Origin of the sequence: Flavobacterium sp. UBA4197, from assembly GCF_002379575.1 — a bacterium.
GTDB lineage: Bacteria > Bacteroidota > Bacteroidia > Flavobacteriales > Flavobacteriaceae > Flavobacterium > Flavobacterium inviolabile.
The window spans coordinates 278,891-303,739 of sequence record NZ_DFUB01000018.1; the positions used below are offsets into that span (position 1 = coordinate 278,891).

Annotated in this window: 25 protein-coding genes; 14 read left to right on the forward strand and 11 right to left on the reverse strand. The window is 39.1% G+C overall.

Annotation, left to right across the window (positions count from 1 at the left end; genetic code table 11):
• Positions 1-140 precede the first annotated feature (140 nt).
• Genes B3394_RS11330 through B3394_RS11340 form a run of 3 tightly spaced genes read left to right on the forward strand, consistent with a single transcriptional unit; the run spans position 141 to position 2,118 of the window.
• Positions 141-740: a DUF1684 domain-containing protein gene (locus B3394_RS11330; protein WP_177733617.1), complete on the forward strand. Its 600-nt coding sequence runs from the start codon at positions 141-143 to the stop codon at positions 738-740.
• Complete coding sequence (locus B3394_RS11335; RefSeq protein ID WP_414654269.1) at positions 740-1,384, forward strand: TatD family hydrolase; 645 nt, start codon at positions 740-742, stop codon at positions 1,382-1,384. The genes B3394_RS11330 and B3394_RS11335 overlap by 1 nt, the downstream gene beginning before the upstream one ends.
• 17 nt (positions 1,385-1,401) lie before the next feature.
• Positions 1,402-2,118, forward strand: a complete 717-nt coding sequence (locus B3394_RS11340; protein WP_273246854.1) for a tRNA threonylcarbamoyladenosine dehydratase — start codon at positions 1,402-1,404, stop codon at positions 2,116-2,118.
• Positions 2,119-2,154: 36 nt separating this feature from the next.
• On the opposite strand, the gene B3394_RS11345 is transcribed toward B3394_RS11340, so the two are convergent.
• Positions 2,155-3,249, reverse strand: coding sequence for an SRPBCC family protein (locus B3394_RS11345; RefSeq protein ID WP_286921065.1), 1,095 nt, complete (start codon positions 3,247-3,249; stop codon positions 2,155-2,157).
• A 303-nt stretch (positions 3,250-3,552) separates the two neighbouring features.
• On the opposite strand from B3394_RS11345, the gene B3394_RS11355 reads away from it, so the two are divergent.
• On the forward strand, positions 3,553-3,936 hold the full coding sequence (locus B3394_RS11355) for a MazG nucleotide pyrophosphohydrolase domain-containing protein (RefSeq protein WP_177733623.1): 384 nt from the start codon (positions 3,553-3,555) through the stop codon (positions 3,934-3,936).
• A gap of 51 nt (positions 3,937-3,987) precedes the next feature.
• Here the strand turns inward: B3394_RS11355 and B3394_RS11360 are convergent, their stop codons facing one another.
• Positions 3,988-5,055, reverse strand: a complete 1,068-nt coding sequence (locus B3394_RS11360; protein ID WP_177733624.1) for a branched-chain amino acid aminotransferase — start codon at positions 5,053-5,055, stop codon at positions 3,988-3,990.
• 365 nt (positions 5,056-5,420) lie between these two features.
• Between B3394_RS11360 and B3394_RS11365 the strand changes: the two genes are divergently transcribed.
• From B3394_RS11365 to B3394_RS11380, 4 genes are all read left to right on the forward strand, one after another.
• Entirely contained in the window at positions 5,421-5,927 is a 507-nt protein-coding gene (locus B3394_RS11365; RefSeq protein ID WP_286921085.1) for a DUF4920 domain-containing protein, read from the forward strand.
• 2 nt (positions 5,928-5,929) lie between these two features.
• Positions 5,930-6,361 carry a hypothetical protein gene (locus B3394_RS11370; protein WP_177733628.1) on the forward strand — a complete coding sequence of 144 codons (432 nt, stop codon included), beginning with the start codon at positions 5,930-5,932 and terminating at the stop codon, positions 6,359-6,361.
• 2 nt (positions 6,362-6,363) lie between these two features.
• Entirely contained in the window at positions 6,364-7,026 is a 663-nt protein-coding gene (gene mnmD / locus B3394_RS11375; protein WP_286921116.1) for a tRNA (5-methylaminomethyl-2-thiouridine)(34)-methyltransferase MnmD, read from the forward strand.
• Positions 7,027-7,177: 151 nt separating this feature from the next.
• Positions 7,178-7,375 (forward strand): hypothetical protein, encoded by a 198-nt coding sequence (locus tag B3394_RS11380; RefSeq protein ID WP_246296973.1) that lies wholly within the window; start codon positions 7,178-7,180, stop codon positions 7,373-7,375.
• Between the two features lie 14 nt (positions 7,376-7,389).
• On the opposite strand, the gene B3394_RS11385 is transcribed toward B3394_RS11380, so the two are convergent.
• Entirely contained in the window at positions 7,390-8,340 is a 951-nt protein-coding gene (locus B3394_RS11385) for a LysR substrate-binding domain-containing protein (RefSeq protein WP_177733632.1), read from the reverse strand.
• A 105-nt stretch (positions 8,341-8,445) separates the two neighbouring features.
• On the opposite strand from B3394_RS11385, the gene B3394_RS11390 reads away from it, so the two are divergent.
• From B3394_RS11390 to can, 5 genes are all read left to right on the forward strand, one after another.
• Positions 8,446-8,925 (forward strand): Dps family protein, encoded by a 480-nt coding sequence (locus B3394_RS11390; protein WP_177733634.1) that lies wholly within the window; start codon positions 8,446-8,448, stop codon positions 8,923-8,925.
• Positions 8,926-9,016: 91 nt separating this feature from the next.
• Positions 9,017-9,304 carry a hypothetical protein gene (locus B3394_RS11395; protein ID WP_177733636.1) on the forward strand — a complete coding sequence of 96 codons (288 nt, stop codon included), beginning with the start codon at positions 9,017-9,019 and terminating at the stop codon, positions 9,302-9,304.
• A gap of 86 nt (positions 9,305-9,390) precedes the next feature.
• Positions 9,391-10,989 (forward strand): SulP family inorganic anion transporter, encoded by a 1,599-nt coding sequence (locus B3394_RS11400; RefSeq protein WP_286921148.1) that lies wholly within the window; start codon positions 9,391-9,393, stop codon positions 10,987-10,989.
• A 137-nt stretch (positions 10,990-11,126) separates the two neighbouring features.
• Positions 11,127-11,765 carry a carbonic anhydrase gene (locus tag B3394_RS11405; RefSeq protein ID WP_177733640.1) on the forward strand — a complete coding sequence of 213 codons (639 nt, stop codon included), beginning with the start codon at positions 11,127-11,129 and terminating at the stop codon, positions 11,763-11,765.
• Positions 11,766-11,804: 39 nt separating this feature from the next.
• Entirely contained in the window at positions 11,805-12,440 is a 636-nt protein-coding gene (gene can, locus B3394_RS11410) for a carbonate dehydratase (protein WP_273246858.1), read from the forward strand.
• Positions 12,441-12,476: 36 nt separating this feature from the next.
• Here the strand turns inward: can and B3394_RS11415 are convergent, their stop codons facing one another.
• The 8 genes from B3394_RS11415 to B3394_RS11450 form a co-directional block, all read right to left on the reverse strand.
• Positions 12,477-13,676: an LETM1-related biofilm-associated protein gene (locus B3394_RS11415; protein WP_177733644.1), complete on the reverse strand. Its 1,200-nt coding sequence runs from the start codon at positions 13,674-13,676 to the stop codon at positions 12,477-12,479.
• An 82-nt stretch (positions 13,677-13,758) separates the two neighbouring features.
• Positions 13,759-14,283, reverse strand: coding sequence for a superoxide dismutase family protein (locus B3394_RS11420; protein ID WP_177733646.1), 525 nt, complete (start codon positions 14,281-14,283; stop codon positions 13,759-13,761).
• A 128-nt stretch (positions 14,284-14,411) separates the two neighbouring features.
• Entirely contained in the window at positions 14,412-16,202 is a 1,791-nt protein-coding gene (locus B3394_RS11425; RefSeq protein WP_286921176.1) for an acyl-CoA dehydrogenase family protein, read from the reverse strand.
• A gap of 46 nt (positions 16,203-16,248) precedes the next feature.
• Positions 16,249-16,602, reverse strand: coding sequence for a four helix bundle protein (locus B3394_RS11430; protein ID WP_177733650.1), 354 nt, complete (start codon positions 16,600-16,602; stop codon positions 16,249-16,251).
• 56 nt (positions 16,603-16,658) lie between these two features.
• A complete protein-coding gene (locus tag B3394_RS11435) occupies positions 16,659-17,840 on the reverse strand; it encodes an acetyl-CoA C-acyltransferase (RefSeq protein ID WP_177733652.1) in 1,182 nt (393 codons plus the stop codon).
• 83 nt (positions 17,841-17,923) lie between these two features.
• Positions 17,924-20,314 (reverse strand): 3-hydroxyacyl-CoA dehydrogenase/enoyl-CoA hydratase family protein, encoded by a 2,391-nt coding sequence (locus tag B3394_RS11440; protein WP_286921206.1) that lies wholly within the window; start codon positions 20,312-20,314, stop codon positions 17,924-17,926.
• Between the two features lie 78 nt (positions 20,315-20,392).
• Positions 20,393-20,845, reverse strand: coding sequence for a MarR family winged helix-turn-helix transcriptional regulator (locus tag B3394_RS11445; RefSeq protein WP_177733656.1), 453 nt, complete (start codon positions 20,843-20,845; stop codon positions 20,393-20,395).
• A 115-nt stretch (positions 20,846-20,960) separates the two neighbouring features.
• Positions 20,961-22,739 carry an AMP-dependent synthetase/ligase gene (locus tag B3394_RS11450; protein WP_177733658.1) on the reverse strand — a complete coding sequence of 593 codons (1,779 nt, stop codon included), beginning with the start codon at positions 22,737-22,739 and terminating at the stop codon, positions 20,961-20,963.
• A gap of 132 nt (positions 22,740-22,871) precedes the next feature.
• Here B3394_RS11450 and B3394_RS11455 point away from each other — a divergent pair, with 132 nt between their 5' ends.
• Positions 22,872-24,794: an LTA synthase family protein gene (locus B3394_RS11455; RefSeq protein WP_286921210.1), complete on the forward strand. Its 1,923-nt coding sequence runs from the start codon at positions 22,872-22,874 to the stop codon at positions 24,792-24,794.
• Positions 24,795-24,849: the final 55 nt, after the last annotated feature.

A 24,849-nucleotide genomic window follows, 5' to 3' on the forward strand; every position in this document is an offset into this window, starting at 1 on the left:
ACATCAAATTTACAAACTAATTTATTCCGGTTTTAGTATTTTAATACGGTTTAATCGTTAAATCATGATGAATTTTTCAGCATGGTATTTTTGATTATTTTTGCAGCACAAAATAAATTGATTTTAAAGACTTTGAATCCATGAAAGTAATAAGCGTTTTACTGATAGCGATACTGTTCCCGGTTTTGGGTTTTTCGCAATGCGGAAAGGAAGCAGTTGAGGCGTTTCGGCAGAAAATTAATTCGGAATATGCCGATCCGGCACATAGTCCTTTAAAAGCAAAAGATTTAAAAACATTTAAATCACTGGACTTTTTTCCAATTGATTTAGCGTATTGTGTTACAGCAAAATTCATCAGAACTACAGATGCCAAACCGTTTAATATGCCGACAACCGGTAAGCGGAAGCCGTTGTATGTAAAGTACGGAGAAGTACATTTTACATTAGGGGATAAAAACTTTAAACTGAATGTTTATCAGAACCTGGAGCTGATAAAAATGGAGCAGTATAAAAAACATTTGTTTTTACCGTTTACAGATTATACGAGTGGGGTGGAGAGTTATGGAGGCGGACGTTATATTGATCTGGAGCTGCCGGAAACCGATATGCTGACGATTGATTTTAATCAGGCATACAACCCTTATTGTGCTTATAACGAAGGATATTCCTGCCCGATCCCGCCTCAGGAAAATGATTTGAAAACAGAAATCAAAGCCGGAGTAAAAACATTTAAAAAATAATGTTCTATAATCTTCATACCCATAAAGCTTCCGGTGCTGCCAATATTTTGGAAATTGTCAACCAGTATCCGAATGAATTTGACGCGACGGCACAGTACTTTTCCATTGGGATTCATCCGTGGCATATTCATTTGGAACGCCTGGATCAGGATCTGGCTGTAATAGCAGAAAAGCTGCAGTGGGATAACTGCCTGGCTTTGGGAGAATGCGGATTGGATAAAAGAATTGAAACGGATCTGAAAACACAGATAGCCGTTTTTGAAAAGCAGCTGGAACTGGCCAGACATTTTCAGAAACCGGTTATACTGCATTGTGTGGCGGCCTATCAGGAGGTGATTGCAATTAAAAAACGCATGCAGCTCACGGTGCCGATGGTTATACATGGTTTTTCAAAAAATTACCAGGTGGCAAAATCATTACTGGACAACGGATTTTACCTGTCTTTTGGAAAATACCTGCTGCGCAATCCGGAATTAGCGGCTGTTTTTAAGCAAATACCGGACGACCGTTTTTTTATGGAAACCGATATGGTGGAAGAAACCATTTTTGAGGTATATCAGAAGGCGGAGGAGATAAAACAGTATGCTGTTGCCGAAATAGTGGCCCGTAATTTTGAGAACGTATTTAATAGTAACAATAAATAAGATTAAAAAAGAAATAAATGGCGGAATGGACAGAAAGAGCAGAATTGCTTTTTAAGAAAGAAGGATTGGATAAATTACAGAATGCTAACGTTTTGGTTGTGGGTATGGGCGGAGTAGGCTCGTTTGCAGCTGAATTTATAGCCAGAGCAGGTGTTGGTAAAATGACAATCGTGGACGGTGATGTAGTGGATATAACCAATATTAACAGACAGCTGCCAGCTTTGCACTCTACCGTGGGGGCACCCAAAGTAACCATTGTAGGGGACCGGTTAATGGATATCAATCCCGAATTGCAGTTAACCCGTGTTCAGGAATTTTTATCGCCGGAACGCGCTTTTGAACTGGTAACTCCGGAGTTTGATTATGTTTTGGATTGTATTGACAGTATTACACCAAAACTGAATCTTATCCTGGCTGCAAAGCGAAAAAAAGTAAAGATCATCAGTAATATGGGAGCAGGAGGGAAACTGCTTGCCAGTAAAGTTACAGTAAGGGATATCAGTAAAACAGATGTTTGCCCGCTGGCAAAGACCATTAGAAAGCGTTTAAAGAAAGAAGGGATCACTACCGGGGTAAAAGCTGTTTTCTCGACGGAAACACCGGATGAAACCAGTTTGAAAATGACAGACGGACTCAACTTTAAAAAGTCTTTTTACGGAACGAACAGCTGGATGCCGGCATTGTTCGGTTTGCATGCTGCGGAAACAGTAGTCAAATATTTGCTGAAGAAATAAAAAAAGTCCCTGAAAAGGGACTTTTTTTATGCTTTATTATTCGGTGGCAGCCGGAGCTGCAGGTGTTGCTGTAGGAGTAACCGGTTTCGGTTTTACGACCGGTTTTGGTTTTGCCGTTATCGGGATAAAAATCTCGGTAACCCATTCGGAAGGTTTTCGGTGCTGGTGTGCACTAACTTTGTAAACCTCGATGTATTTTCCGGTGGTATCTTCCATCCACTTATTTTTGGTGATCTCGGCATAGGCTTTATCCCAGGCTTCTTTACTGTGGGAATAATCCCCGGTTAACGTTGTTTTTAAGGCAAGATACGGTTCTAATTTTCCACCGGTAATGTCGCTGCCCTGTGCCGTGAAAATTTCATCCTTAACCGGAATACAGGTCGAAAACTCTACGCTGTTATTAGCCGTGTCGTATTTGTTGTAGATAGCAAAAGAGCTGCCGTTTACGGCTATATTATTGTCTTTTGTGAATTTGTTTAAATTAATCAGCATGGCACTCATTAATTTAGGCAATTCCGGAATCTTGCAGCTTACGGTTTGTTTGATATAATAGGTTCCAGCCTTTTTAACCAGACCGTTTATTTTGATGTTATACGATTTTAATTCTTTAACGAGTACATTGTCAATGTTGGTAAGCCCTTTGTCAAACATTGGCGCCAGCATGTTTTCGGCACCGCCGCTTAAAATGGAGAATGCTTTCATCATGAAATTCATTTCGCCTTTCATGCCCCAGGTTACTTTTGTACCGTTTTTTACAGGCGTAAAAGTCCAGTAAACATCGGAAGGTACATTACTGTCGTTAAAATATATTTTTTGGGTAATGCTGTCGTTGTCAACCGTTTTGATGGTTTCCATTTTACCGTTTCCTTCTTTTCCGGTCCAGGAAAAAGAAGCTCCTGTGCCTTCGGTAATTTCCGGGTAACTGTATTTAATGTTCGGATCGTCTTCTTTCCAAGGGCCCCAGTCTTCCCAATTTTTATAATCATTGATATAACTATACAGAGCCGATTGTGATACGTTTATTACTTTACTTCTTTGAATGTCAAACTTACTGCTCTGAGTAGCAATGTAAACCGCCAAAGCGATTGCCCCCAAAACGATTAAAAGAAATATGTATTTTACTATGCGCATAGAATTATAGATAATTTCATTTTGTTGTCCAAAGTTATAATAATTATTCTTTCAAAAAGAGTTTAATTATAAATAAAATTCCTATAAAAGCAAAAAAGGCTAATAATATCCAAAGCGAACCTTTATAGTGTAATTTGTGCATTGACAGGTCTTTTCGATATACATAAATCATAGCAGTTACAAATACCAAAACAAAAAACAATGCAAAGTAGAGCTGACCTGATGTAAACATGGATTTAATTTTTATGCAAAATTAGCGTTTTGAAAGGAGATTTTCTATTTTAGACAGCAAAATTAAATGTCATGAAAAAACAATTGCAAGCCGTTCAGGAATTCCACGAATCATTTGGTCTGGGAGTTAGTCAGGCGCCAAAAGCCGATTTGGGAGAACAGAAAAACCTGCTGCGGTTTAACCTGATGAAAGAAGAAAATGAAGAATACCTTGAAGCGGTTCAGAATAATGATCTGGTTGAAATAGCCGATGCTTTGGGCGATATGCTTTATATCTTGTGCGGTACGATATTGGAACACGGACTGCAGCACAAAATTGAAGATGTTTTTGAGGAGATCCAGCGAAGCAATATGAGCAAACTGGGCGAAGACGGAAAACCGATTTACAGAGAAGACGGTAAGGTTATGAAAGGACCAAACTATTTCAAACCCAATTTTGAAACCATTCTAAAATAAAAAAATCCCGAATCATATTCGGGATTTTTTGTGTTTATCTTTTTAAACGCACTAGATTTTTACAGTCCATCCGAAAGTATCTTCAATTTCCTTGTGCTGGATACCGGTAAGTATGGATTTGATATTTGCAGCAAAAGTAGTGTCTGATTTTGGCAGCTCATAATAAGTTTCTTTATATGAGAAGCCAACGATAGGGTTTACTACGGCAGCAGTTCCGGCTCCGAAGATTTCCTTTAAAGTACCTTTTTCTGCCGCTTCCACGATTTCGTTAACCAAAACCGGACGTACTTCAATATTGATTCCTTCTCTTTCTGCTAGTTCGATAATACTTTTTCGTGTAACACCATCCAGGATTCTCTCGCTGGTTGGAGCGGTATATAAGGTATCGTTAATTCTGAAGAACACATTCATGGTTCCGGCTTCTTCCAGTTTTGTGTGGGTTGCATCATCTGTCCAGATGATTTGCTGGAAGCCCTGTTCGTTTGCTAATTTTGTCGGATAGAATTGTCCGGAATAGTTTCCGGCTGCTTTTGCAGCACCAATTCCTCCATTTGCAGCACGGCTGAAATGCTCGGCAATGATTACTTTAACTTCGCCGGAATAATATGATTTTGCCGGAGATAAAATCACGGTAAAACGATATTGTGTCGATGGAGCAGCAACAACACCGGAGCCTGTTGCAATCATGAAAGGACGGATGTATAAAGAGTTTCCGAATCCTTTTTTAACCCATTCTTTCTCAATTTCCAATAATTTGTGCAAACCGCCAAGGAATACCTCTTCCGGAACTTCCGGCATGGCAAGACGCACAGCTGATTTGTTAAAACGATCAAAGTTCTGATCCGGACGGAATAACCAAACATCATCATTATTGTCTTTGTAGGCTTTCATACCTTCAAAGATCGCCTGACCGTAATGGAATACTTTTGCAGAAGGATCCAAAGTGAAAGGTTCGTAAGGTTGTATTACAGGTTGTCCCCAGGTACCGTTTTTAAAATCACAAATTAACATGTGATCGGTAAAAGTATTTCCGAATGTCAGGTTTTCAAAATCAACACTGTTGATTTTAGACGCATCAGCTTTGATAATTTTAATATCAGTAGTTGTTTTTAATTCCATTTAATGTGATAATTATTTAAAAAGAACACTAAATTATTGGCTATCAACGAAAAGTGTAATTTTTAAATTGATAAAATTTTTGTTGTGTCTTTGCAAATTTAATGAAAAAAAGCACTTTTTAGACTGTTCAATTAAAAATAATGTAATTGTATAAAGAATTATTAAATTTTTTGTGAATTGATAAAAATAGGTTCAAAATCATTCGGATTAGCGGGAATTAACGAAAAAATTAATTAGAATTATGTCTATTCGATATAAATTTGTTTCTTTGGATTGTGGAAAAAAAAGTGAGCTGCCGGCCGTTAACAGGGTTGTCGTTTTCTTTTTTTAAACTATTGATAACCAGACTAACCAAACAATTATATATGAAAAAAACTATTTTACTAGCCGGATTATTATTGAGCTTAATGAGTTGTAATGATAAGAATAAAAAACAGGAAGGTGCAGAAACAGCGGAAGCAGTAAAAACGGAATATGCCGTTTTTGGCGATAGTATTACCAGTGAGGGTGCTATTACAAAGGAAGATATGTTTACAAAATTTAAAGATTTAAAAGAAGGCGATACGATAAACCTTAAATTTAAGTCCAATATTAAAGATGTTTGCCAGAAAAAAGGATGCTGGATGACAATGGATCTGGCAGATGGTAAAGAAACATTTGTAAAATTTAAGGACTATGCCTTTTTTGTGCCGATGAACGCAATGAACCAGGAAGCGATAGTAAACGGAAAAGCATTTGTTAATATTGAAACGGTGGAACGTTTAAAGCACTATGCTAAAGATGGTGGAAAAACACAGGCGGAGATTGACAGTATTACTCAGCCGAAAGTGACGTATTCCTTCATGGCGGACGGGGTTTTAATCAGTAAATAATAATGAAGAAAATTTTAGTTTTTGTTTCGGCAGTGGTTTTGTTTGCTGCCTGCCAGAAAAAGGAAGTTGAAAAAGAAAAAGTATCCGGGAAAAAGGATTTTAAAATGTATGAAATGTCCGAAATGGCTGCTTTAATGGAGCAGATGTATGTGGACAATCAGCGTTTAAAAGATCGTATTAACAACGGAGAAGACGTGGGGCGCTTTCCGAATCATTTTTTAAAGATTCACAAAGCGGTTATGACGGATGAAAGCGAGAATGATGCCTTTTTTAAAGAACAGGCTAAAAAATTTATTGAAGCTCAGGAATTGATCTACAGCGATCCTAAAAATGCCAAACAGCATTTTAATAATGGGGTCGATGCCTGTGTGCGCTGTCATGAATCCAAATGCGGCGGGCCTATTCCGAGAATTAAAAAATTGTATATCAAATAACATTGAAAAGAAAAGTAATACAAACGGCTGACGGTTCTTCTACCATCTATATAGAAGAATGGGGAGAAACATATCACTCTAAATTCGGAGCGATACAGGAAGCAAAACATGTATTTATAGCAAACGGACTGTCACTCATGGAGCAACAGTCCGTTGCTGTTTTAGAAATCGGTTTCGGAACGGGGCTCAACAGCTTTATTACCTTACTGGAAGCGGAACAAAAAAAACAGTTTGTTGACTATGTTGGTGTCGAAGCATTTCCAATTTCGTTGGAAGAGCGGAAGAGTCTGAACTATGTATCGGAGTTAAATGCCGTTGCGTTCGAAAAGGAGTTTGAACAGCTGCACCATTCGCCCTGGGAAGTGCAGGTACAGGTTTCTCCTTATTTTTCTTTAACAAAAAGGCAACAATACTTTAACGAAATATATTACAAAAACAGGTTTAATTTGATTTACTTTGATGCATTCGGATTTCAGGTTCAGCCGGAGCTCTGGACAGTTGAAATTTTCAAAATCATGTATGAGGCGCTACAGGATAAAGGTGTTTTAGTAACATACGCCTGTAGAACTTCAATCATTAAAGCTTTACGGGAAGCCGGTTTTGAAACAGAGAAGCTAAAAGGGCCGCCGGGGAAACGCGAAATGCTGAGAGCTGTTAAAAAATAAGTCTTTAGTGTGAATGTTAAATAAAATATAAAATTCATACTAAAAATGAAATTGAAACGTTAAGTCTTTAGAAAACAAATACGTTTTTTGTAAATTTACCCAACAGTTTTACGTTCTTACCCTAAATTAACCATATTAATGCTGTAGAATTATGCCAAGAGCCATGTTTTCTTACACTAAATCTATTTTAGAAAGAGTAAGTTTTGACCCTAAATTATTTTGTAAAGAATTAGAAAAAGCCATAAAGAATTTATTACCATACGAAATCGAGCAATTGAGAGATTGGTTGCTGAATTACACAGTTGGCAAGCCGGAATTAAAACAATGTCTTATATACGTTAATCAGTAAATAAAAAAGGAGCTTTAAGCTCCTTTTTTATTTTTCAGCGGACTGATAATTTGTACGTTGTGAAAAGCGATGGCACCTTTTACAACACCCGATATGGTACTGCGAAGGGCTTCGATAATGTGCATTTTCAATTCGCTTTTGGGATAAATTAAACTAACCTCACGTGCCGGACGGGGTTCTTTAAAGTGGCGTAGTTTGGTTTTGTCCTTTTCTTTTAAATCCAGCGTGTGCAAATAGGGAAGCAGTGTGGTTCCCAATCCTTCATCGGCAAGTTTGATTAATGTTTCAAAACTTCCGCTCTCAATCTGGAAACGGCTGTCAGGATGTGCTGCGTGACTTTTGCACAAATTTAAAATTCCGTCTCTAAAACAGTGTCCGTCCTGTAACAGCAGGATAGAATCCACATCCAGATCATTGATGTCGATCTCACTTTTCTCAAAGTTTTTATTGCTTTCCGGTATATAGGCCACAAAAGGCTCATAATACAAAACGATTTCCTTTAAACTTTCTTCTTCTAAAGGTGTCGCGGCAATAGCAACATCCAAATGCCCGTTTTTAAGGCGTTTAATAATTTCTTCAGTGTTGTATTCCTCTATGATTAAATTGACTTTCGGATACCTGTTTACAAAATTGGTCAGGAACATCGGTAATAGCGTTGGCATTATCGTTGGGATGATACCAATTTTAAACTCCCCGCCAATAAATCCTTTCTGCTGGTCTACGATATCTTTGATCCTGTCGGATTCGTTGACAATGTTTTTTGCCTGGGTAACGATTTTCTGCCCTATTTCGGTTAGCTGTATGGGCTTTTTACTTCTGTCAAAAATTAAAATCTCCAGTTCTTCTTCCAGTTTTTGAATCTGCATGCTCAGCGTGGGCTGCGTCACAAAACATTTTTCGGCAGCAAGCGTAAAGTTTTTATGTTCGGCTACGGCTAAAACGTAGTATAATTGGGTGATGGTCATTGTATAAATATTTTCGATAAAAATATAAAAAGTATCAATATTAATTATAGTTTAAGCCCTAAATTTTGGTTAAATTTGTAGGTATAATATTTAAAAAATAGAAGTATGAAAACAAATAGTCTTGGATTACCCGTAAAAGAAACGAAAGTTTTAGTAGCCGAACTGAATATATTATTAGCCAATTTTCAGGTCTATTACCAAAATCTGAGAGGATTGCACTGGAATATCCGCGGAAAACGTTTTTTTGATCTGCATGTAAAATTCGAAGAGCTTTATAACGATGCCCAGTTAAAAGTGGATTTGATCGCAGAGCGTGTTCTGACTTTAGGAGGAGTACCCCTGCATTCTTTTGACGATTATATTAAAAACAATAAATTACCGGTAGGGAAAAATATATCCAATGATGAGGAAGCTATTCATTTGATTATCGCATCGTTGACCAGCCTGTTGCAGATTGAAAGAGTTATTTTAAGTCAGTCGGGAGAAATTGACGATGAAGGAACCAACTCGATGATGAGTGATTTTATCAAAGAGCAGGAAAAAACCATGTGGATGATGAAAGCATGGTTAGAAGAAGAGATCTAAAAATCCAAAAGTTAAGTGAAAAAGTATTAAAGAAATATTAATTGTTTTTCACTTAACTTTTTTTACTTAATTTTTTTTGTAAGTTCGCGGCATGAAAGTACTGGTAAAAATAGTTTTACTCCTATTTATCACTTTTTTGGCTACTCCAACAGTTGTGGGGTTCCTGAAGAGTGATACCGATACTTCGTCTGTATACAGTTTCTCAGAAGAAGAAACAATTAAAGAAATCAAAGAAACCAAAGCGCAATTGAAATTTGAATTGCAGATCCCGGTTTACTTTGTTGCAAAACCTGCATTAGCTGCCATCACGTTTGAAAATACTTTAAAACACGATAGTAGTTTCCGAGAGATCTTCTCACCGCCTCCCGAATTAGTATAATACAATTACAGGAACTTTTATGTTCAACAGTTTAAGCGTTTTCTTTTAACACGCTTACTATCTAATTGCATTATATTTTATCGGTTATGACAAAAAAAATCAATCTTTTTGCTAACCTGAAAGCGGATTTTGCTTCAGGATTAGTAGTCTTTTTGGTGGCCCTGCCTTTGTGTTTAGGTATTGCTATGGCATCTGGGGCGCCGTTGTTTTCAGGAATTATTTCAGGAATAGTTGGAGGTATCATTGTAGGATACCTGAGTCAGTCAAACATCAGTGTTTCAGGACCTGCTGCCGGACTTACCGCGATTGTACTTACCGCCGTTACTGATCTTAAAGCCTTTGATGTGTTCCTGCTTACTGTTTTTATTGCCGGTTTGATTCAAATCGTTTTAGGCTTTATTAAAGCAGGAAGTATTTCGAATTATTTCCCTACCAATGTTATTGAAGGAATGCTTGCAGGTATCGGAGTAATTATCATTTTAAAACAAATTCCCCATGCAGTAGGATACGACAACGATTTCGAAGGAGATCAGTCTTTTGTACAGATGGAAGGCGGAAATACGTTTTCCTCTCTATTGGGAGCATTGGATTATATCAATTTAGGTTCGATCATTATCACGGTAATTTCCCTGGCTATTTTAATTTCATGGGACAAGGTTCCGTTCCTAAAAAGAATAAAACTGGTTCCGGGTGCATTGGTGGCCGTAGTTTTGGGAATCATTATTAACGAACTCTTTCTGATCAGCGGAAGCAGCCTGGCTATTTCTAAAGAACATTTGGTATCGTTACCGGTAATGACTTCTTTTGATGATGTGAAAAACATTATCGTAACGCCAGATTTCTCAGCAATAACCAATCCGCAGGTTTGGACCGTAGCCTTTACAATTGCAGTTGTAGCATCGATAGAAACACTATTGTGTATCGAAGCTGCCGATAGAATGGATGTACATAAAAGATTCACCAATACCAATGTGGAGCTAAAAGCACAGGGTGTTGGTAATATGTTGAGTTCACTATTAGGCGGATTGCCGATGACTTCGGTAGTGGTACGTTCTTCGGCTAATGCAACAGCCGGTGCACAATCTAAAATGTCGACCATCATTCACGGTTTGTTATTACTGATCAGTGTGGTATCCATTCCTTTTTTACTAAACAAAATCCCATTGGCTACTTTGGCAGCGATCCTGTTACTGGTAGGATATAAATTAGCGAAACCGGCAGTGTTGTTACATTTCTGGCACAAAGGTAAATACCAGTTTATCCCTTTTATTGCGACATTATTAGGAGTGGTTTTCACCGATTTGCTAAAAGGAGTTGCTTTAGGTATTGTGATCAGTATTCTTTTTATTTTAAGAGGAAATCATAAAAGAGCCTACAACTTCACTAAAAAAGAATACCATGACGGTGATATCATCCATATTGATTTGGCACAGGAAGTATCCTTTTTAAATAAAGCGGCTATCAAAAATACGCTAAACGAAATTCCGGAAAATTCCAAAGTGATCATCAATGCTTCCGATACCGTATATATCGCACATGATGTACAGGATCTGATTAAAGAATTCAAGACAATCAGGGCTGTTGAAGACAATATCGAAGTACACCTGATAGGATTCAAAGAAGCCTACGAGCTTGAAAATACCAATGCAGATAAAAAAAATGTATTTGTAGAACATTCAGAATAAGAGATTTAAAAAAAGAAAAATAAATTAAAAAGCAAAAGTTATTATCATGTTTATATTAATGAGTAATTTTAATGAAATTTAAAAAAGCTTAATTTCAACATGGTTTAATGGAGCTTCCAAACAAATAAATTATAAAAATGAAAGCACATACAGCAGAAACACAGGCAACGATTACCCCTTATAAAGCATTAGCATTTCTTAAAGAAGGGAACGCGCGATTTGTAAGCAATTTAAAAGTTAACAGAAATCTTTTAGAACAGGTTAACGACACAAAAGACGGTCAGTTTCCATTTGCAATAGTTTTAAGCTGTATCGACAGCAGAACGTCGGCAGAGTTAATTTTCGATCAGGGATTAGGGGACATTTTCAGCGCTAGAATTGCCGGAAACATCTTAAATGAAGATATTCTGGGTAGTATGGAATATGCCTGTAAAGTAGCCGGAACCAAATTGATCGTGGTATTGGGCCACAGCAAATGCGGTGCTATTAAAGGAGCATGCGAAGGAGCGAAGTTAGGACACCTTACTAACCTTTTAAGTAAAGTACAACCATCTGTTGATGAAGTAAAAGCAGAGATGCCGGGTGTTGCAACAAACGATCCGGGACTTGTAGCTGCCGTGGCACAACACAATGTAATTCATACTATGGATGAAATTCTGGATAGAAGTGAGGTTTTGAAAGATCTTTTCGAATCCGGACAAATTGGAATTGCCGGCGGTTATTATGACATTGAAACCGGAGAAGTTCAGTTCATGAAAGAAATTTTACACGATTAGTAAACAACTGATGACTCAGTCCAAAACAGACAAATCCTGATGAGCGAATTTTATCGGAAATTAATAGAGAATAACAAAAAATGGGTTGAATCCAAACTGAGCAACAACCCGGACTATTTTGTTCGTTTATCAAAAAGCCAGAATCCGCCATTGTTATGGATTGGCTGTTCTGACAGCCGCGTTCCGGCCAACGAGATTATCGGGGCCGAACCGGGCGAAGTTTTTGTACACCGGAACATTGCAAACATGGTTGTCCATTCGGATATGAACATGTTAAGCGTACTGGATTATGCCGTGAATATCTTAAAAGTAAAACACGTTATTGTTTGCGGACATTATGGCTGTGGCGGCGTAAAAGCAGCCATGTCTAACGATTCTGTCGGTATTATCGATAACTGGATCCGGCATATAAAAGACGTTTACCGTTTTCATAAAGAGGAACTGGATGCTATTGAAGATGAAAGCGAAAGGTTTAACCGTTTCATAGAATTGAACGTTACCGAACAGGTATATGACTTAGCCAAAACATCTATTGTTCAGACCGCCTGGAAAAACGACCAGGAACTGCACATACACGGATGGGTTTACGGACTGAAATCGGGGTATATAACCGATTTAAAGGTAAACCTGAGTTCGAATGAAGATCTGGATGAAGTCTACCAGTTAAAATTATAAGCAATAAAAAAGTCCGCTAATCAGCGGACTTTTTATTTATTCGGTATCGAGATTTTCATTAAAAGCAGACGGAAGTAATTTTGGAATGAACTTAATCAGGATCGGCAGCAGCAACGTACCGCCCGGTAACAGGAAAATCGTTAGCGACGGGATGGTTTTACAAATATCCAGCAGCTGCTTTTTCATTTTTTTCTTTTCCTTTGAATCCAGCTCTTTATGAGTGGATTTTGCCAAAAGCAGCATTAACTCACCGCTTTCGCTGATTTCCTTTAAAAGCCGGTTTTTATTACGTGTAATCAGTACGACCACATTTTGCGTTGCCTGGTCATAAAAATGCTTTACCGGATTGGAATACCGGAAATATGGAATCTCTTTCTGGTATTTTTTGATGAAATTATCAATAGCGGTAATGCTTTCCGTGGCATATTCCTTTTCAATTTTAAGCTGATCGGCCAGACTGTATAGAAAACGGGTTTCTGTTTCTTCCAGTATGTTATCGCTCCATAAAGCCATACCGGTGATATCCAGCAAATAGTTTTTTTCCAGAGCCGAAGAAAAATAGTCCAGTTCCAGCATTTGCAGATCCTGGATGCCTATTTTGGAAAATTTGGTAAACCGTACGGAAGATTCAAATAATTTGATCAGTAAATCGTCATAATTGGATTTGTTTGTTTTGGTGTTTAAAGCCAAAGCAACCAGGTTGACGATCGTTTCTTCCAGTTTTTTCAGGTAATTATTGGGGATTTCACCATGTATCAGGTATTGACGGAAAGCCAGCACATCGATAAACAGCAGCGCATTGGTAAGAATATGAGAAAAGTTCTTACTAATGATGTTGTCATTAGTCTGAACTCTCTCATTGATTATTTTCTCTAATTCATTGCTGGGTGAGGCGCTCGGAAGCATCTTTTTGAGCAGGTTAAAACCTTCCGGATTCATCTGATTGTAAAAAGCAATGGCTTTTTCAATAAAATCCTTTGGTTCGCCGCTATGCGTTACCATGCCAAAAACGCCGTATAGTATGTTTAATAAGGCTACTTTCGTAATCTCTTCGGAAGTCCAGCCTTTTGTACTAATGGGTTTGTCGGTTACAAAATCGACAACATGGCCGTAAATAAACCCCGTTTCCCTGATGTTGTTGTAAAACGCTTTCGAGTAGATAACGACAGGTAAAGGCAAAGGACTTTGCTTAATAAAAAACTTGTCTATCCAACCGTTAATCGAAGGGTTAATCATTGCCGTGTATTATTCCGCAAAGCTATATTTTTTATTGCTCCCACAAAAATATGCAGGCAAGTTTTAAGAATATTATTGAAACTTATCGGATGATTGCAGAGCAGGCAACACGTCCGCCGGCATTTCCTGTTGGCTGTGTTACAAAATCGTCTGAACCTTCATGTACGATGATGGCTTTTCCAAGAACATCTTTTGCAGGATCGCCGCAGCCAATACACCATTCGTTTGTGGACATGATGATTTTTCCGTTACCGTTACGGTCTGCCGGGAAGTTTCCAATGTCGCCTTTATGGTATTCTGCAGAGCCCCATTTGCCGTGTTTTTTAAAAGTTGGATTCCAGTGTCCGCCGGCAGAAGTAGCATCGGCAGAAGAGCAATCTGCTTTTTCATGAATGTGAATGGCATGAATACCCGGTTTTAGTCCTGCAATATTCGCTGTAAAGGTAACTACGCCGTCTTTTTCGCTAAAGGTAACCGTGCCGCTGGTTTTAGTGTTGCTTTTGGCCTCCAGGTTTATTTTCAGCTCGTTTGCTTTTGATGCTGTTTTGGTTTTACAGCCGGAAAACAACAGTGCCAGTCCGAAAGAAAGGAATATGATTTTTTTCATGATATTTTGTTTTTATCAAATTTACGGAAATTAAAGGGGCCATGTAAGATAAATAATTAAAAAAACCGCTTTACAAAATGCAAAGCGGCTTTTTTCAAACAAACTAAACCAAAATAATTATTGCGTTATTAATAACAGTAATGGTTCTCTTTTATTAATTTATCCGCAATAATTTCTCTCAATGCCACTACATTAGGCACATTTACATATTTTGTAAAACGACGTAATCCCATTAACATCATGCGTTGTTCGTCGCCTTCGGCAAAAGAAGCAATTCCTTCTTTTCCTTTCAGCGTGATGGTGTCTACCGCATGGTATAAATACAATTGCGCCATTGCGATTTGCTCTTTAACGTTTTCAGCACCATTGGCTTTAGCCGATTTTTCGGTTCTCAGAATAGCACTTTCCGCTACATAGATCTCGATTAACATATCGGCAGCAGCCATTAATAATTGCTGGTGTTTGTCTAAATCCGGTCCGTATTTCTGAACCGCACTACCGGCAACCATTAAGAATGCTTTTTTCAATTTGCCGATGATCTCTTTTTCTTCGGCAAACAATTCGGAATAATCCGGTGTGTCGAAAGAAGGGATTCCCATTAATTCTTCGGCTACTTTCATGGCAGGTCCTAAAAGGTCAACATGTCCTTTCATTGCTTTTTTAATCAGCATTCCCACAGAAAGCATACGGTTGATCTCGTTGGTTCCTTCATAAATCCGGGCAATTCGGGCATCTCTCCAGGCACTTTCCATAGGGGTATCTTCTGAGAAGCCCATTCCGCCAAAAATCTGGATTCCTTCGTCCGAACAGTTTTGCATGTCTTCCGAAACGGCCACTTTAAGGATGGAACATTCAATAGCGAATTCTTCCACACCTTTTAATTCGGCTTCCTGATGTGAGGCGCCTTCTGAAATACGGGCATTAATTCTGTCTTCTATGCTTTTTGCAGCACGGTAAGAAGCACTTTCCCCGGCATAGCAGGAAGTTGCCATTTCTGCCAGTTTGGAACGGATAGCACCGAAATTGGCAATTGGTGTATTAAACTGAATTCTTTCGTTGGCATATTTTACAGCTCCGGAGATCGTTCTGCGTTGTGCATCCAAACAGGCAGCCGCCAGTTTGATACGGCCTACGTTCAGGGCATTCATCGCGATTTTAAATCCTTCACCACGGCCAGCCAGCATATTTTCTACCGGAACTACCGTATCATTAAAAAATACCTGACGGGTAGAAGAGGAGCGAATACCTAATTTGTGTTCTTCTTCTCCTAACGTAATACCGTTAGCCGGAACATTTTCTACAATAAATCCGGTGATGTTTTTATCATCTTCAATACGGGCAAAAACGATGAATACGCTGCAGAATCCTGCATTGGAAATCCACATTTTCTGACCGGTAATTTTATAGCTTTTACCGTCTTCCGATAAAACAGCTTTGGTTTTTCCGGAATTAGCATCCGATCCGGCTCCCGGCTCTGTCAGACAGTAAGCACCAAACCATTCTCCGCTGGCTAATTTCGGAACGTATTTTTTCTTTTGTTCTTCCGTACCGTATAATGTAATCGGCATGGTTCCGATCCCGGTATGGGCACCAAATGCGGTAGAGAAAGATCCGGTAGCTCCGGAAATATAGTCACAAACCAGCATGGTCGATACAAATCCCATCTCCAGTCCGCCGTAAGCCTCCGGAACAGCAACCCCTAAAAGTCCCAGTTCACCGGCTTTTCTCATGCATTCTTCTGTGAAGGCATAATCTTTTTTCTCAAAACGGTCTTTGTTAGGCCATAATTCTTTATCAACAAACTCTTTTACAGAGTCACGCATCATTAACTGCTCTTCTGAGAAATCCTCAGGAGTGAAGATGTCTTCACTTTTTGTTTCTTTTACAAGGAATTGACCTCCTCTTGTTATGTTTTCCATTTTTAATTGATTTTTTGATAAAAGATGAAAGAGTAAAGAAGCAGGACTAACGGCCTAACTTGTTTATGAATCCCGAAGTCATCTTTTGAAATTCGATAATTTTATTTTCTATTGTTATAGCTGATTCCTCAGAAATATATTGGTTTTGAAGCGCGATTAATAACTGCGTCTGTAATTCATAGGACGAGCCTAAACTAATGTCCAGAAAATGTTGAAAATGTTTACTTCCCCGACTTGACCCTTCTGCTATATTTGATGGCATAGAAACAGAACATCTATTCATTTGACTTATGAGACCATATACTTCAGTTTTTGGAAAGGTTTTGCATGCCTTATGAATATCGGCGGCAATTTCCATGGCTAAAGTCCATATTTTTAAATTTTTAAAGTTATGTCTCATAACTCTTTAGTCTTTTTTCTTTCTTCTTCCCTCTCCCTTCTCTCTCTCCTCAAATACTAAAGCAATTCATATATTCCGGCTGCGCCCTGACCGGTTCCAACACACATGGTAACCATACCGTATTTGTTTCCGCGGCGTTTCATTTCATCAAAAAGCTGAACCGATAGTTTTGCTCCCGTACATCCCAGCGGGTGGCCTAAAGCAATGGCACCACCATTTACATTGATGATATCCGGGTTAAGGTCTAATTCGCGAATAACCGCTAAACTTTGTGCTGCAAAGGCTTCGTTTAATTCGATTAATTCAATATCAGACTGTTTTAAACCGGCTTGTTTCAGGGCTTTCGGAATGGCTTTAACCGGACCGATACCCATGATTCTTGGTTCCACACCGGCAGCAGCATAGTTTACTAATCGTGCGATGGGTTCCAGGTTTAATTCCTTTACCATTTCTTCAGACATTACCAGAACAAATGCGGCACCGTCGCTCATCTGGGAAGAGTTACCGGCTGTAACGCTACCGTCGGCAGCAAAAACAGGTTTTAATTTCCCTAAAGCTTCTTTTGAAGTATCGGCTCTTGGTCCTTCGTCTTTATTGACAACATACGATTTTGCTGCCTTTTTGCCTTTTTCATCAATATATACCTGTTCTACAGTGATTGGAACGATTTGTTGGTCAAATTTTCCGTCAATCTGAGCTTTTAATGCTTTTTGATGGGAATTATAGGAGAACTCATCCTGGTCTTCACGGGAAACGTTGAATTGTTTTGCAACGGCTTCCGCTGTTAGTCCCATTCCCCAGTAATAATCTTCATGACCGGCTGCTGCAATTTTATAATCCGGTGTAGGTTTGTAACCACCCATCGGGATATAACTCATGCTTTCTGCGCCACCGGCAATAATACAGTCGGCCATTCCGGCCTGGATTTTTGCGGTTGCCATACCAATGGTTTCAATTCCGGATGCGCAATAACGGTTTACAGTTACACCGGGAACATCTTCGATCTTTAATCCCATCAAGGAAATCAGACGTCCTACGTTTAATCCCTGTTCTGCTTCCGGCATGGCATTTCCTACCATAACATCGTCAATACGGGTTTTGTCGAAGTCCGGCAGCTCCTTCATCATGTATTCTATGGTTTCGGCAGCTAATTCGTCCGGTCTTTTAAATCGGAACACTCCTTTTGGTGCTTTACCAACGGCTGTTCTGTATGCTTTTACTATATAGGCTGTTTTCATTGTTTTTGTTTTAGATGAATGAAGTAAGTGAAAAGATAAAGGAACAGGCCGATTTCTTTTTGCTGACTTCTAATTCCTTTTGTCTAATTTCTAAGTGGTTTTCCTTTCGTTAACATAAACTGGATACGTTCCAGTGTTTTTCTTTCTGCACATAGTGATAGGAAAGCTTCTCTTTCTAAATCCAACAGGTATTGTTCGCTTACTAATGTCGGTTCCGATAAATCTCCTCCGGCCATTACATAAGCCAGTTTGTTTGCAATTTTTTTATCGTGCTCGGAGATATAGTGTCCGGCTTCCATACTGTCGGTTCCTACTAAGAACATTCCCAGAGCTTGTTTGCCCAGTACTTTGATGTCTTTTCGTTTTACCGGCTGGGTATAACCGGCTTCGGCCAATAATAAAGCGTGTTTTTTAGCTTCGGCCAACTGACGGTCTTTGTTGACTACTACGACATCTTTTCCTTTCTGAAGAATTCCGAAGTCGAAAGCCTCATAAGCGGAAGTCGCTACTTTTGCCATACCGATGTTCAGGAAGTACTCCTGAAGTACGTTTAGTTCCACATCATTTTTGCGGAAGGTATCGGAAGCCCGTAAAGCCATTTCTTTAGAACCACCGCCGCCAGGGATAACCCCGACACCAAATTCTACTAATCCGATATAGGTTTCGGCAGCAGCAACCACTTTATCGGCATGCATGCTCATTTCGCATCCGCCGCCCAAAGTCATTCCGTGCGGAGCCACTACTACCGGAATTCCGGAGTAACGCACGCGCATCATAGTATCCTGGAAGGCTTTGATAGCCATATTCAGTTCGTCATATTCCTGTTCTACCGCCATCATGAAGATCATGGCTAAATTAGCGCCTACAGAGAAATTAGGAGCCTGGTTGCCAATAACCAATCCGGAGTATTCTTTTTCAGCCAGGTCAATAGCTTTATTGATTCCCTGGATAACACCACCGCCAATGGAGTTCATTTTGGACTGGAATTCCACATTGATAATTCCGTCTCCCAAATCCTGAATGATGGATTCGCTGTTACTCCATATTTTTTTGCTTTCGCGGATGTTGTTTAAGATAATAAAGGCATCCTGTCCCGGTACTTTGGTTTGGGATCTGGAAGCAATATTGTAATAATGTGTTGTGCCTTCTTTTACCGTGTAGAAACTTTTGTTTCCGGAAGCAAGCATATCATTAACCCAGGCCGCCGGCGTTAATCCTTCGGCTTTTAGTAATTCGATACCTTTTTCAACGCCTACGGCATCCCAGATTTCGAAAGGACCGTTATCCCATCCGAAACCGGCTTTCATGGCATCGTCTATTTTATATAAATCGTCTGAAATTTCAGGGATTCTGTTGGATACATAGGCAAACATGGCGGCAAAGCTTTTTCGGTAAAATTCACCGGCTTTATCGGTTCCTTTTACCAGTACTTTAAACCGGTCAATGGGTTTGTCTATTGTTTTGGTTAATTCTAAAGTTGCGAAAGAAGCTTTTTTAGCGGCTCTGTATTCTAAAGTATTCAGATCTAAAGACAGGATGTCTTTGTCTACTTTTTTATAGAAACCCTGACCCGTTTTACTTCCCAGCCAGTTGTTGGTCATCATGGTATTGATGAAATCCGGAAGTTTGAATAAGTCATGTGCTTCGTCATTCGGGCAGTTTTCATACAAACCGTTGGCTACGTGAACCAGGGTGTCCAGACCAACCACATCAACGGTACGGAAAGTAGCCGATTTTGGTCGTCCGATTACCGGTCCGGTTAGTTTGTCTACTTCTTCTATTGTTAATCCCATTTCCTTTACCAGGTGGAAAAGGCTCATAATTCCGAAAATTCCGATACGGTTTCCGATAAATGCAGGGGTGTCTTTGGCTACTACGGATGTTTTTCCTAAGAATTTTTCACCGTAGTTATTTAAAAAGTCCAGTACTTCTGTTGTTGTTTGCGGACCAGGAATGATTTCGAATAATTTTAAGTAACGTGCCGGATTAAAGAAGTGGGTGCCGCAGAAGTGTTTCTGGAAATCTTCACTGCGTCCTTCACTCATGAATTTAATTGGAATACCGGAAGTGTTTGAAGTAATTAAAGTACCCGGTTTTCTGAAGTTTTCAATTTGTTCGAATACTTTTTGTTTGATGTCCAAACGTTCTACTACAACTTCAATGATCCAGTCGACATCTTTGATTTTGGATAGATCATCTTCCATATTTCCGGTCGTAATGCGGCTGGCGAATTTCTGATCGTAAATAGGAGAGGGCTTTGATTTTAAAGAGTTGGCCAAATGTTCGTTTACAATTCTGTTGCGAACAATTTTACTCTCTAATGTTAATCCTTTTTTTTGTTCAGCGTCGGTTAGTTCTCTCGGAACGATATCGAGAAGCAATACTTCTACACCGATATTGGCAAAATGGCAGGCAATTCCAGAACCCATGATACCCGATCCAATAACCGCTACTTTTTTGATTAGTCGTTTCATTTGTGTTTTCAATTTTCTTTGTTTGCCTGACTGCCTGCCGGTAACTATATTACGGGCAGGCAGTCAATTATTGTACTATTAATTAGAATCCTCCTCTGTATTGAAGATGGTTTTATCCATAATCAATTCATTAATGATCTCAGCGACTTCCATAAAATGGTTTAGTTTTTCATCGCTGATGTGCTGCTTTACAGTTTCATTGAATTTCAATACGGTTACTTTAGACAGTTCTCGTTTTTCTTTACCCAATTTGGTCAGGTGAATCAATACACCGCGTCCGTCTACCGGATTTTTTTTTCGGATAATCAGCCCTTTGTCTTCCATGGATTTTAAAGTCCTGGTCAGACTTGTTGCTTCCATTCCCATTTTCGGGCCTAAGGCTGTTGATGGTGTTCCGTTTTCCCTGTCGATACTTAACAAAGCAAAACCTGTAGCCATAGTGGCGCCATATTTTGTAGCTTCTTCGTTGTACATTCTTGCAACAGCTTGCCAGGTTGCACGTAAAACATAATCTATAGTTTTGTCCTTCATTTTTCTTCTGTGATTTCAAATATACAAAAAAATACTATGCACGCATAATATTGGAAAATTAATTTTAAGTTAAATAAAAAAAAACTCCCCAGCGAGGAGGAGTCTATTCATTTTTTTAAGAGTTATTGTAGATTTTATCATAAAGATTTTGGTATTTCTCCTTTATGATCTTTCTTTTGAGCTTCAGTGTCGGGGTTAATTCGCCTCCGTCAATTGACCAGACATTTGCGGTAAGTTCAAATTTTTTGATTTGTTCCCAGTGTCCGAACTTTTTATTGATAGCGTCAACTTCTTCCTTAATACGTTCAATAACATGTTCGTTGCTAACGATGGCTTCGTTGGTAGTACCTATAGTAAGGTGTTTGCGTGCTGCCCAGTCTTTCAGGAAGTCAAAGCTTGGCTGTATAAACGCGGCCGGCATTTTTTCGCCATCGCCGATAACCATGATCTGTTCGATGAAGCGGGATTGTTTCATCGTGTTTTCAATGATTTGAGGGGCAATGTATTTTCCACCGGAAGTTTTGAACATTTCTTTTTTACGGTCGGTGATTTTCAGGAAGCCTTCGCTATCGATTTCTCCGATATCGCCGGTATGGAAAAAGCCATCCTGTAATGCTTCGGCAGTTTTCTCTTCATCTTTATAGTAGCCCATCATGATGCTTGGTCCTTTACAAAGGATTTCACCATCTTCGGCGATTTTTACTTCCAGGTTGTCTAAAACTTTTCCAACGGTACCAATTTTAAAACCGCGGTTACGCTGATCGTTAACGGCAATTACCGGTGAGGTTTCCGTTAAACCATAACCTTCCATAATAGGGATACCGGCTGCGGCAAAAACACGGGTTAAACGCGACTGTAACGCAGCACTACCGGACACCATCAGTTCCAGCTGTCCGCCAAGTCCTTCCTGCCATTTGCTGAAAATCAGTTTTCGGGCAATGGCCAGTTTTTGTTCGTACCACCATCCGTTTTCACCATAGGGTTTGTAGTGCAGGCCTAAGTCGATTGCCCAGAAGAATAGTTTTTTCTTGATTCCGGTTAAATCGGCTCCTTTGGCATATATTTTATCGTAAACTTTTTCTAAAAGACGCGGAACGGCAGTCATGACATGCGGTTTTACTTCTTTCAGGTTGTCGCTCATTTTGTCGATGCTTTCGGCAAAATATACCGAGATACCATAATATTGGTATAGGTACAATATCATGCGTTCGAAGATATGGCAGATCGGCAGGAAGCTCAATCCTCTTGTGCTGCCGGCTCTTAACGGTACTCTTACGGAGCTTGCCAGTACATTGGAAACAATATTCTGGTGGCTTAACATTACTCCTTTTGGTCTTCCGGTTGTTCCGGAAGTATATATTAAAGTAGCCAGATCGGTAGTAACAATACTGTTTTTACGGTCTTCTACCTGCTGCTGATTGCTTTCGTCGGCTCCTAAGTCCAGTACTTCCTGCCAGTTTTTACAACCGTCAATCTGGTCAAAGGAATATACTTCTTTTAATGAAGGTACTCTGCTGCGGATGGCATTGATTTTTTTAAAAACTTCTATATCGGAAATAAAGCAGTAAATCGCTTCGGAATGGTTTAGGATGAATTCATAATCGTCTTCCGAGATAGTAGGGTAGATCGGAACGTTTTGGGCTCCGGTTTGCAATACACCTATATCGGTAATATTCCATTCGGTTCTGTTGTTTGAAGAAATGACAGCAATTTTATCATTTTTCTGAATGTCCATTCGTAATAACGCTCGGGAAATGGCATTGGCCTTATCAAGATATTCTTTAGTAGATGTTTTTACCCATTGACCATTGTATTTTGTTACCAATGCGTCAGACAGGTTGTATTTCTCTAACTGGTAATATGGAAAGTCAAATAAGCGTGTAACGTTAGTCATGTCCTGTTTTTTTTGTTACTGCAAATTATAAAAAAAACTCAAACCAAAAAATTTAAAAGCAATAATTATAAAAGTGGTGTTGGTAATTTTGTAATTTTGATTCCTTTATAATTTTGACTTTTATAGGATTTTATGAACACAAATTATCGTATTCAGGAATATAAGGCGTTATTCTACAGATTATTTTTAGCCTATCTTTTCTATTTCATTGCCAGACTGCTGTTCTTTACATACAATTACAAGCTGCTGAAGGTGGATTCCGTTTCCGACTTTTTAGCGCTGGCATATCACGGTATGGTGTTTGACACTGCCGCGATTTTGTATCTGAATGCGTTGTTTGTGGTGCTTTCCATACTTCCGTTATGGATAACCACTAAACAAGGATACCAGAAATTCCTGTTTTATGTGTATTTTGTCTTTAACCTGATTGGTTATGCGACCAATTTTATAGACTTTATCTACTACCGGTTTACGTATGCCCGGACAACGATCGCTTTTATGGATATCATTAAAAACGAATCCAATAAAGGCAATATGTTTTCCCGCTTTATTGTGAGCTACTGGCACGTTTACCTGTTGTTTTTTATTTGTGCCTTTTTATGGGTTTACCTGTACAAAAAGGTAAAGGTAGTGGAGGTGAAGCATGAAAATAAACCGAAATATTTCCTTTTCTCTTTGCTGGGGCTTGTTGTTATTGCGGTAATGGCCGTTGGCGGTATCCGGGGCGATTTTAAAAAGAGTACACGTCCTATTAATATTGTGGATGCAAACCGTTATGTAACCAAGCCGGAACATGCCGATATTGTTTTGAATACGCCTTTTGCGATTATCAGAACGATGCGTACCACGAGCTTTAAGAAAGTGAATTTTGTATCGCAGGATGTTGTGAATACCGAAATAGAACCGATTAAGCTGTATCGTAACCATCCGAAGACAAAACCGAATATTGTTATTTTTATTACGGAAAGTTACGGCAGGGAATATATAGGGGCTTTTAATAAGGATAAAAACATACCGGGTTATGTGAGCTATACGCCGTTTATCGATTCGTTGTCGCAGCACAGTTTGATTTTTACCAATGCTTTTGCTAACGGTAGTAAATCTATTCACGGAATGTCGTCGGTACTGGCAGGTATTCCTTCTTTCCAGGATGCTTTTACTTCTTCGCCATACCCGAAACAGAAAATACAGTCGCTGGTTTCCACTTTAAAAGAAGAAGGTTATGATACGTCGTTTTTCCACGGCGCTCCTAACGGTTCGATGGGATTCTTAGGCTTTGGTAATATATTGGGATTTGACCATTATTACGGTAAGACGGAATACAATAATGATGCGGATTTTGATGGATCCTGGGGAATATGGGATGAGCCGTTCTTCCAGTTTATGAAACAAACTTTCGACAAGAAGAAACAGCCTTTTATGGGAACGATCTTTACCGTTTCGTCCCATGAGCCGTTTGTGGTTCCGGAAAAATATAAGGGGAAGTTTCCAAAAGGGACAATACAGATGCACGAATGTGTAGGGTACACGGACTATGCGTTTAAAAAGTTTTTTGAAGCAGCTAAAAAAGAGCCCTGGTTTAACAATACCATTTTTGTGATTACGGCAGACCACTGTAACCAGGTGGGCTATGACGAATACAATAAGGTTGTGAATCGTTCGGCAGTACCGATATTGATTTACAAGCCGGATGGCAGCCTGACTGGTGTTAATAAAGAATTGGCACAGCAAATCGATATTTATCCTACTTTACTGGATATGATTGGGTATGACAAACCGTTTAGAAGCTGGGGAAGAAGCCTGCTGGATGAAAAATCGATCAAGCCTTTTGTGATGAACTATAACGGCACGCAATACCAGTTTCAGCGCGGAAATTATATCTGCCTGTTTGACGGTAAGAAAGCGACCGGATTTTATGATATAAACGACAGAGGTCTGGAGAAAAACCTGATCGGGAACAGAAATAAAGAGATGGATGCCATTGAGGTGGCTTGTAAAGCGTTTTTACAGGATTACTATGAGCGTATCATCGATAAGAAACTTTATGCAAAATAAAGCGGTTTAAAAGGCTTTATATTCAAGAATAGAAAATCTCCGGTTATTGCCGGAG

Coding starts and splice junctions, on each gene's coding strand:
- B3394_RS11330 (WP_177733617.1), top strand. CDS start 141: ATGAAAGTAATAAGCGTTTTACTGATAGCGATACTGTTCCCGGTTTTG.
- B3394_RS11335 (WP_414654269.1), top strand. CDS start 740: ATGTTCTATAATCTTCATACCCATAAAGCTTCCGGTGCTGCCAATATT.
- B3394_RS11340 (WP_273246854.1), top strand. CDS start 1,402: ATGGCGGAATGGACAGAAAGAGCAGAATTGCTTTTTAAGAAAGAAGGA.
- B3394_RS11345 (WP_286921065.1), bottom strand. CDS start 3,249: ATGCGCATAGTAAAATACATATTTCTTTTAATCGTTTTGGGGGCAATC.
- B3394_RS11355 (WP_177733623.1), top strand. CDS start 3,553: ATGAAAAAACAATTGCAAGCCGTTCAGGAATTCCACGAATCATTTGGT.
- B3394_RS11360 (WP_177733624.1), bottom strand. CDS start 5,055: ATGGAATTAAAAACAACTACTGATATTAAAATTATCAAAGCTGATGCG.
- B3394_RS11365 (WP_286921085.1), top strand. CDS start 5,421: ATGAAAAAAACTATTTTACTAGCCGGATTATTATTGAGCTTAATGAGT.
- B3394_RS11370 (WP_177733628.1), top strand. CDS start 5,930: ATGAAGAAAATTTTAGTTTTTGTTTCGGCAGTGGTTTTGTTTGCTGCC.
- B3394_RS11380 (WP_246296973.1), top strand. CDS start 7,178: ATGCCAAGAGCCATGTTTTCTTACACTAAATCTATTTTAGAAAGAGTA.
- B3394_RS11385 (WP_177733632.1), bottom strand. CDS start 8,340: ATGACCATCACCCAATTATACTACGTTTTAGCCGTAGCCGAACATAAA.
- B3394_RS11390 (WP_177733634.1), top strand. CDS start 8,446: ATGAAAACAAATAGTCTTGGATTACCCGTAAAAGAAACGAAAGTTTTA.
- B3394_RS11395 (WP_177733636.1), top strand. CDS start 9,017: ATGAAAGTACTGGTAAAAATAGTTTTACTCCTATTTATCACTTTTTTG.
- B3394_RS11400 (WP_286921148.1), top strand. CDS start 9,391: ATGACAAAAAAAATCAATCTTTTTGCTAACCTGAAAGCGGATTTTGCT.
- B3394_RS11405 (WP_177733640.1), top strand. CDS start 11,127: ATGAAAGCACATACAGCAGAAACACAGGCAACGATTACCCCTTATAAA.
- can (WP_273246858.1), top strand. CDS start 11,805: ATGAGCGAATTTTATCGGAAATTAATAGAGAATAACAAAAAATGGGTT.
- B3394_RS11415 (WP_177733644.1), bottom strand. CDS start 13,676: ATGATTAACCCTTCGATTAACGGTTGGATAGACAAGTTTTTTATTAAG.
- B3394_RS11420 (WP_177733646.1), bottom strand. CDS start 14,283: ATGAAAAAAATCATATTCCTTTCTTTCGGACTGGCACTGTTGTTTTCC.
- B3394_RS11425 (WP_286921176.1), bottom strand. CDS start 16,202: ATGGAAAACATAACAAGAGGAGGTCAATTCCTTGTAAAAGAAACAAAA.
- B3394_RS11430 (WP_177733650.1), bottom strand. CDS start 16,602: ATGAGACATAACTTTAAAAATTTAAAAATATGGACTTTAGCCATGGAA.
- B3394_RS11435 (WP_177733652.1), bottom strand. CDS start 17,840: ATGAAAACAGCCTATATAGTAAAAGCATACAGAACAGCCGTTGGTAAA.
- B3394_RS11440 (WP_286921206.1), bottom strand. CDS start 20,314: ATGAAACGACTAATCAAAAAAGTAGCGGTTATTGGATCGGGTATCATG.
- B3394_RS11445 (WP_177733656.1), bottom strand. CDS start 20,845: ATGAAGGACAAAACTATAGATTATGTTTTACGTGCAACCTGGCAAGCT.
- B3394_RS11450 (WP_177733658.1), bottom strand. CDS start 22,739: ATGACTAACGTTACACGCTTATTTGACTTTCCATATTACCAGTTAGAG.
- B3394_RS11455 (WP_286921210.1), top strand. CDS start 22,872: ATGAACACAAATTATCGTATTCAGGAATATAAGGCGTTATTCTACAGA.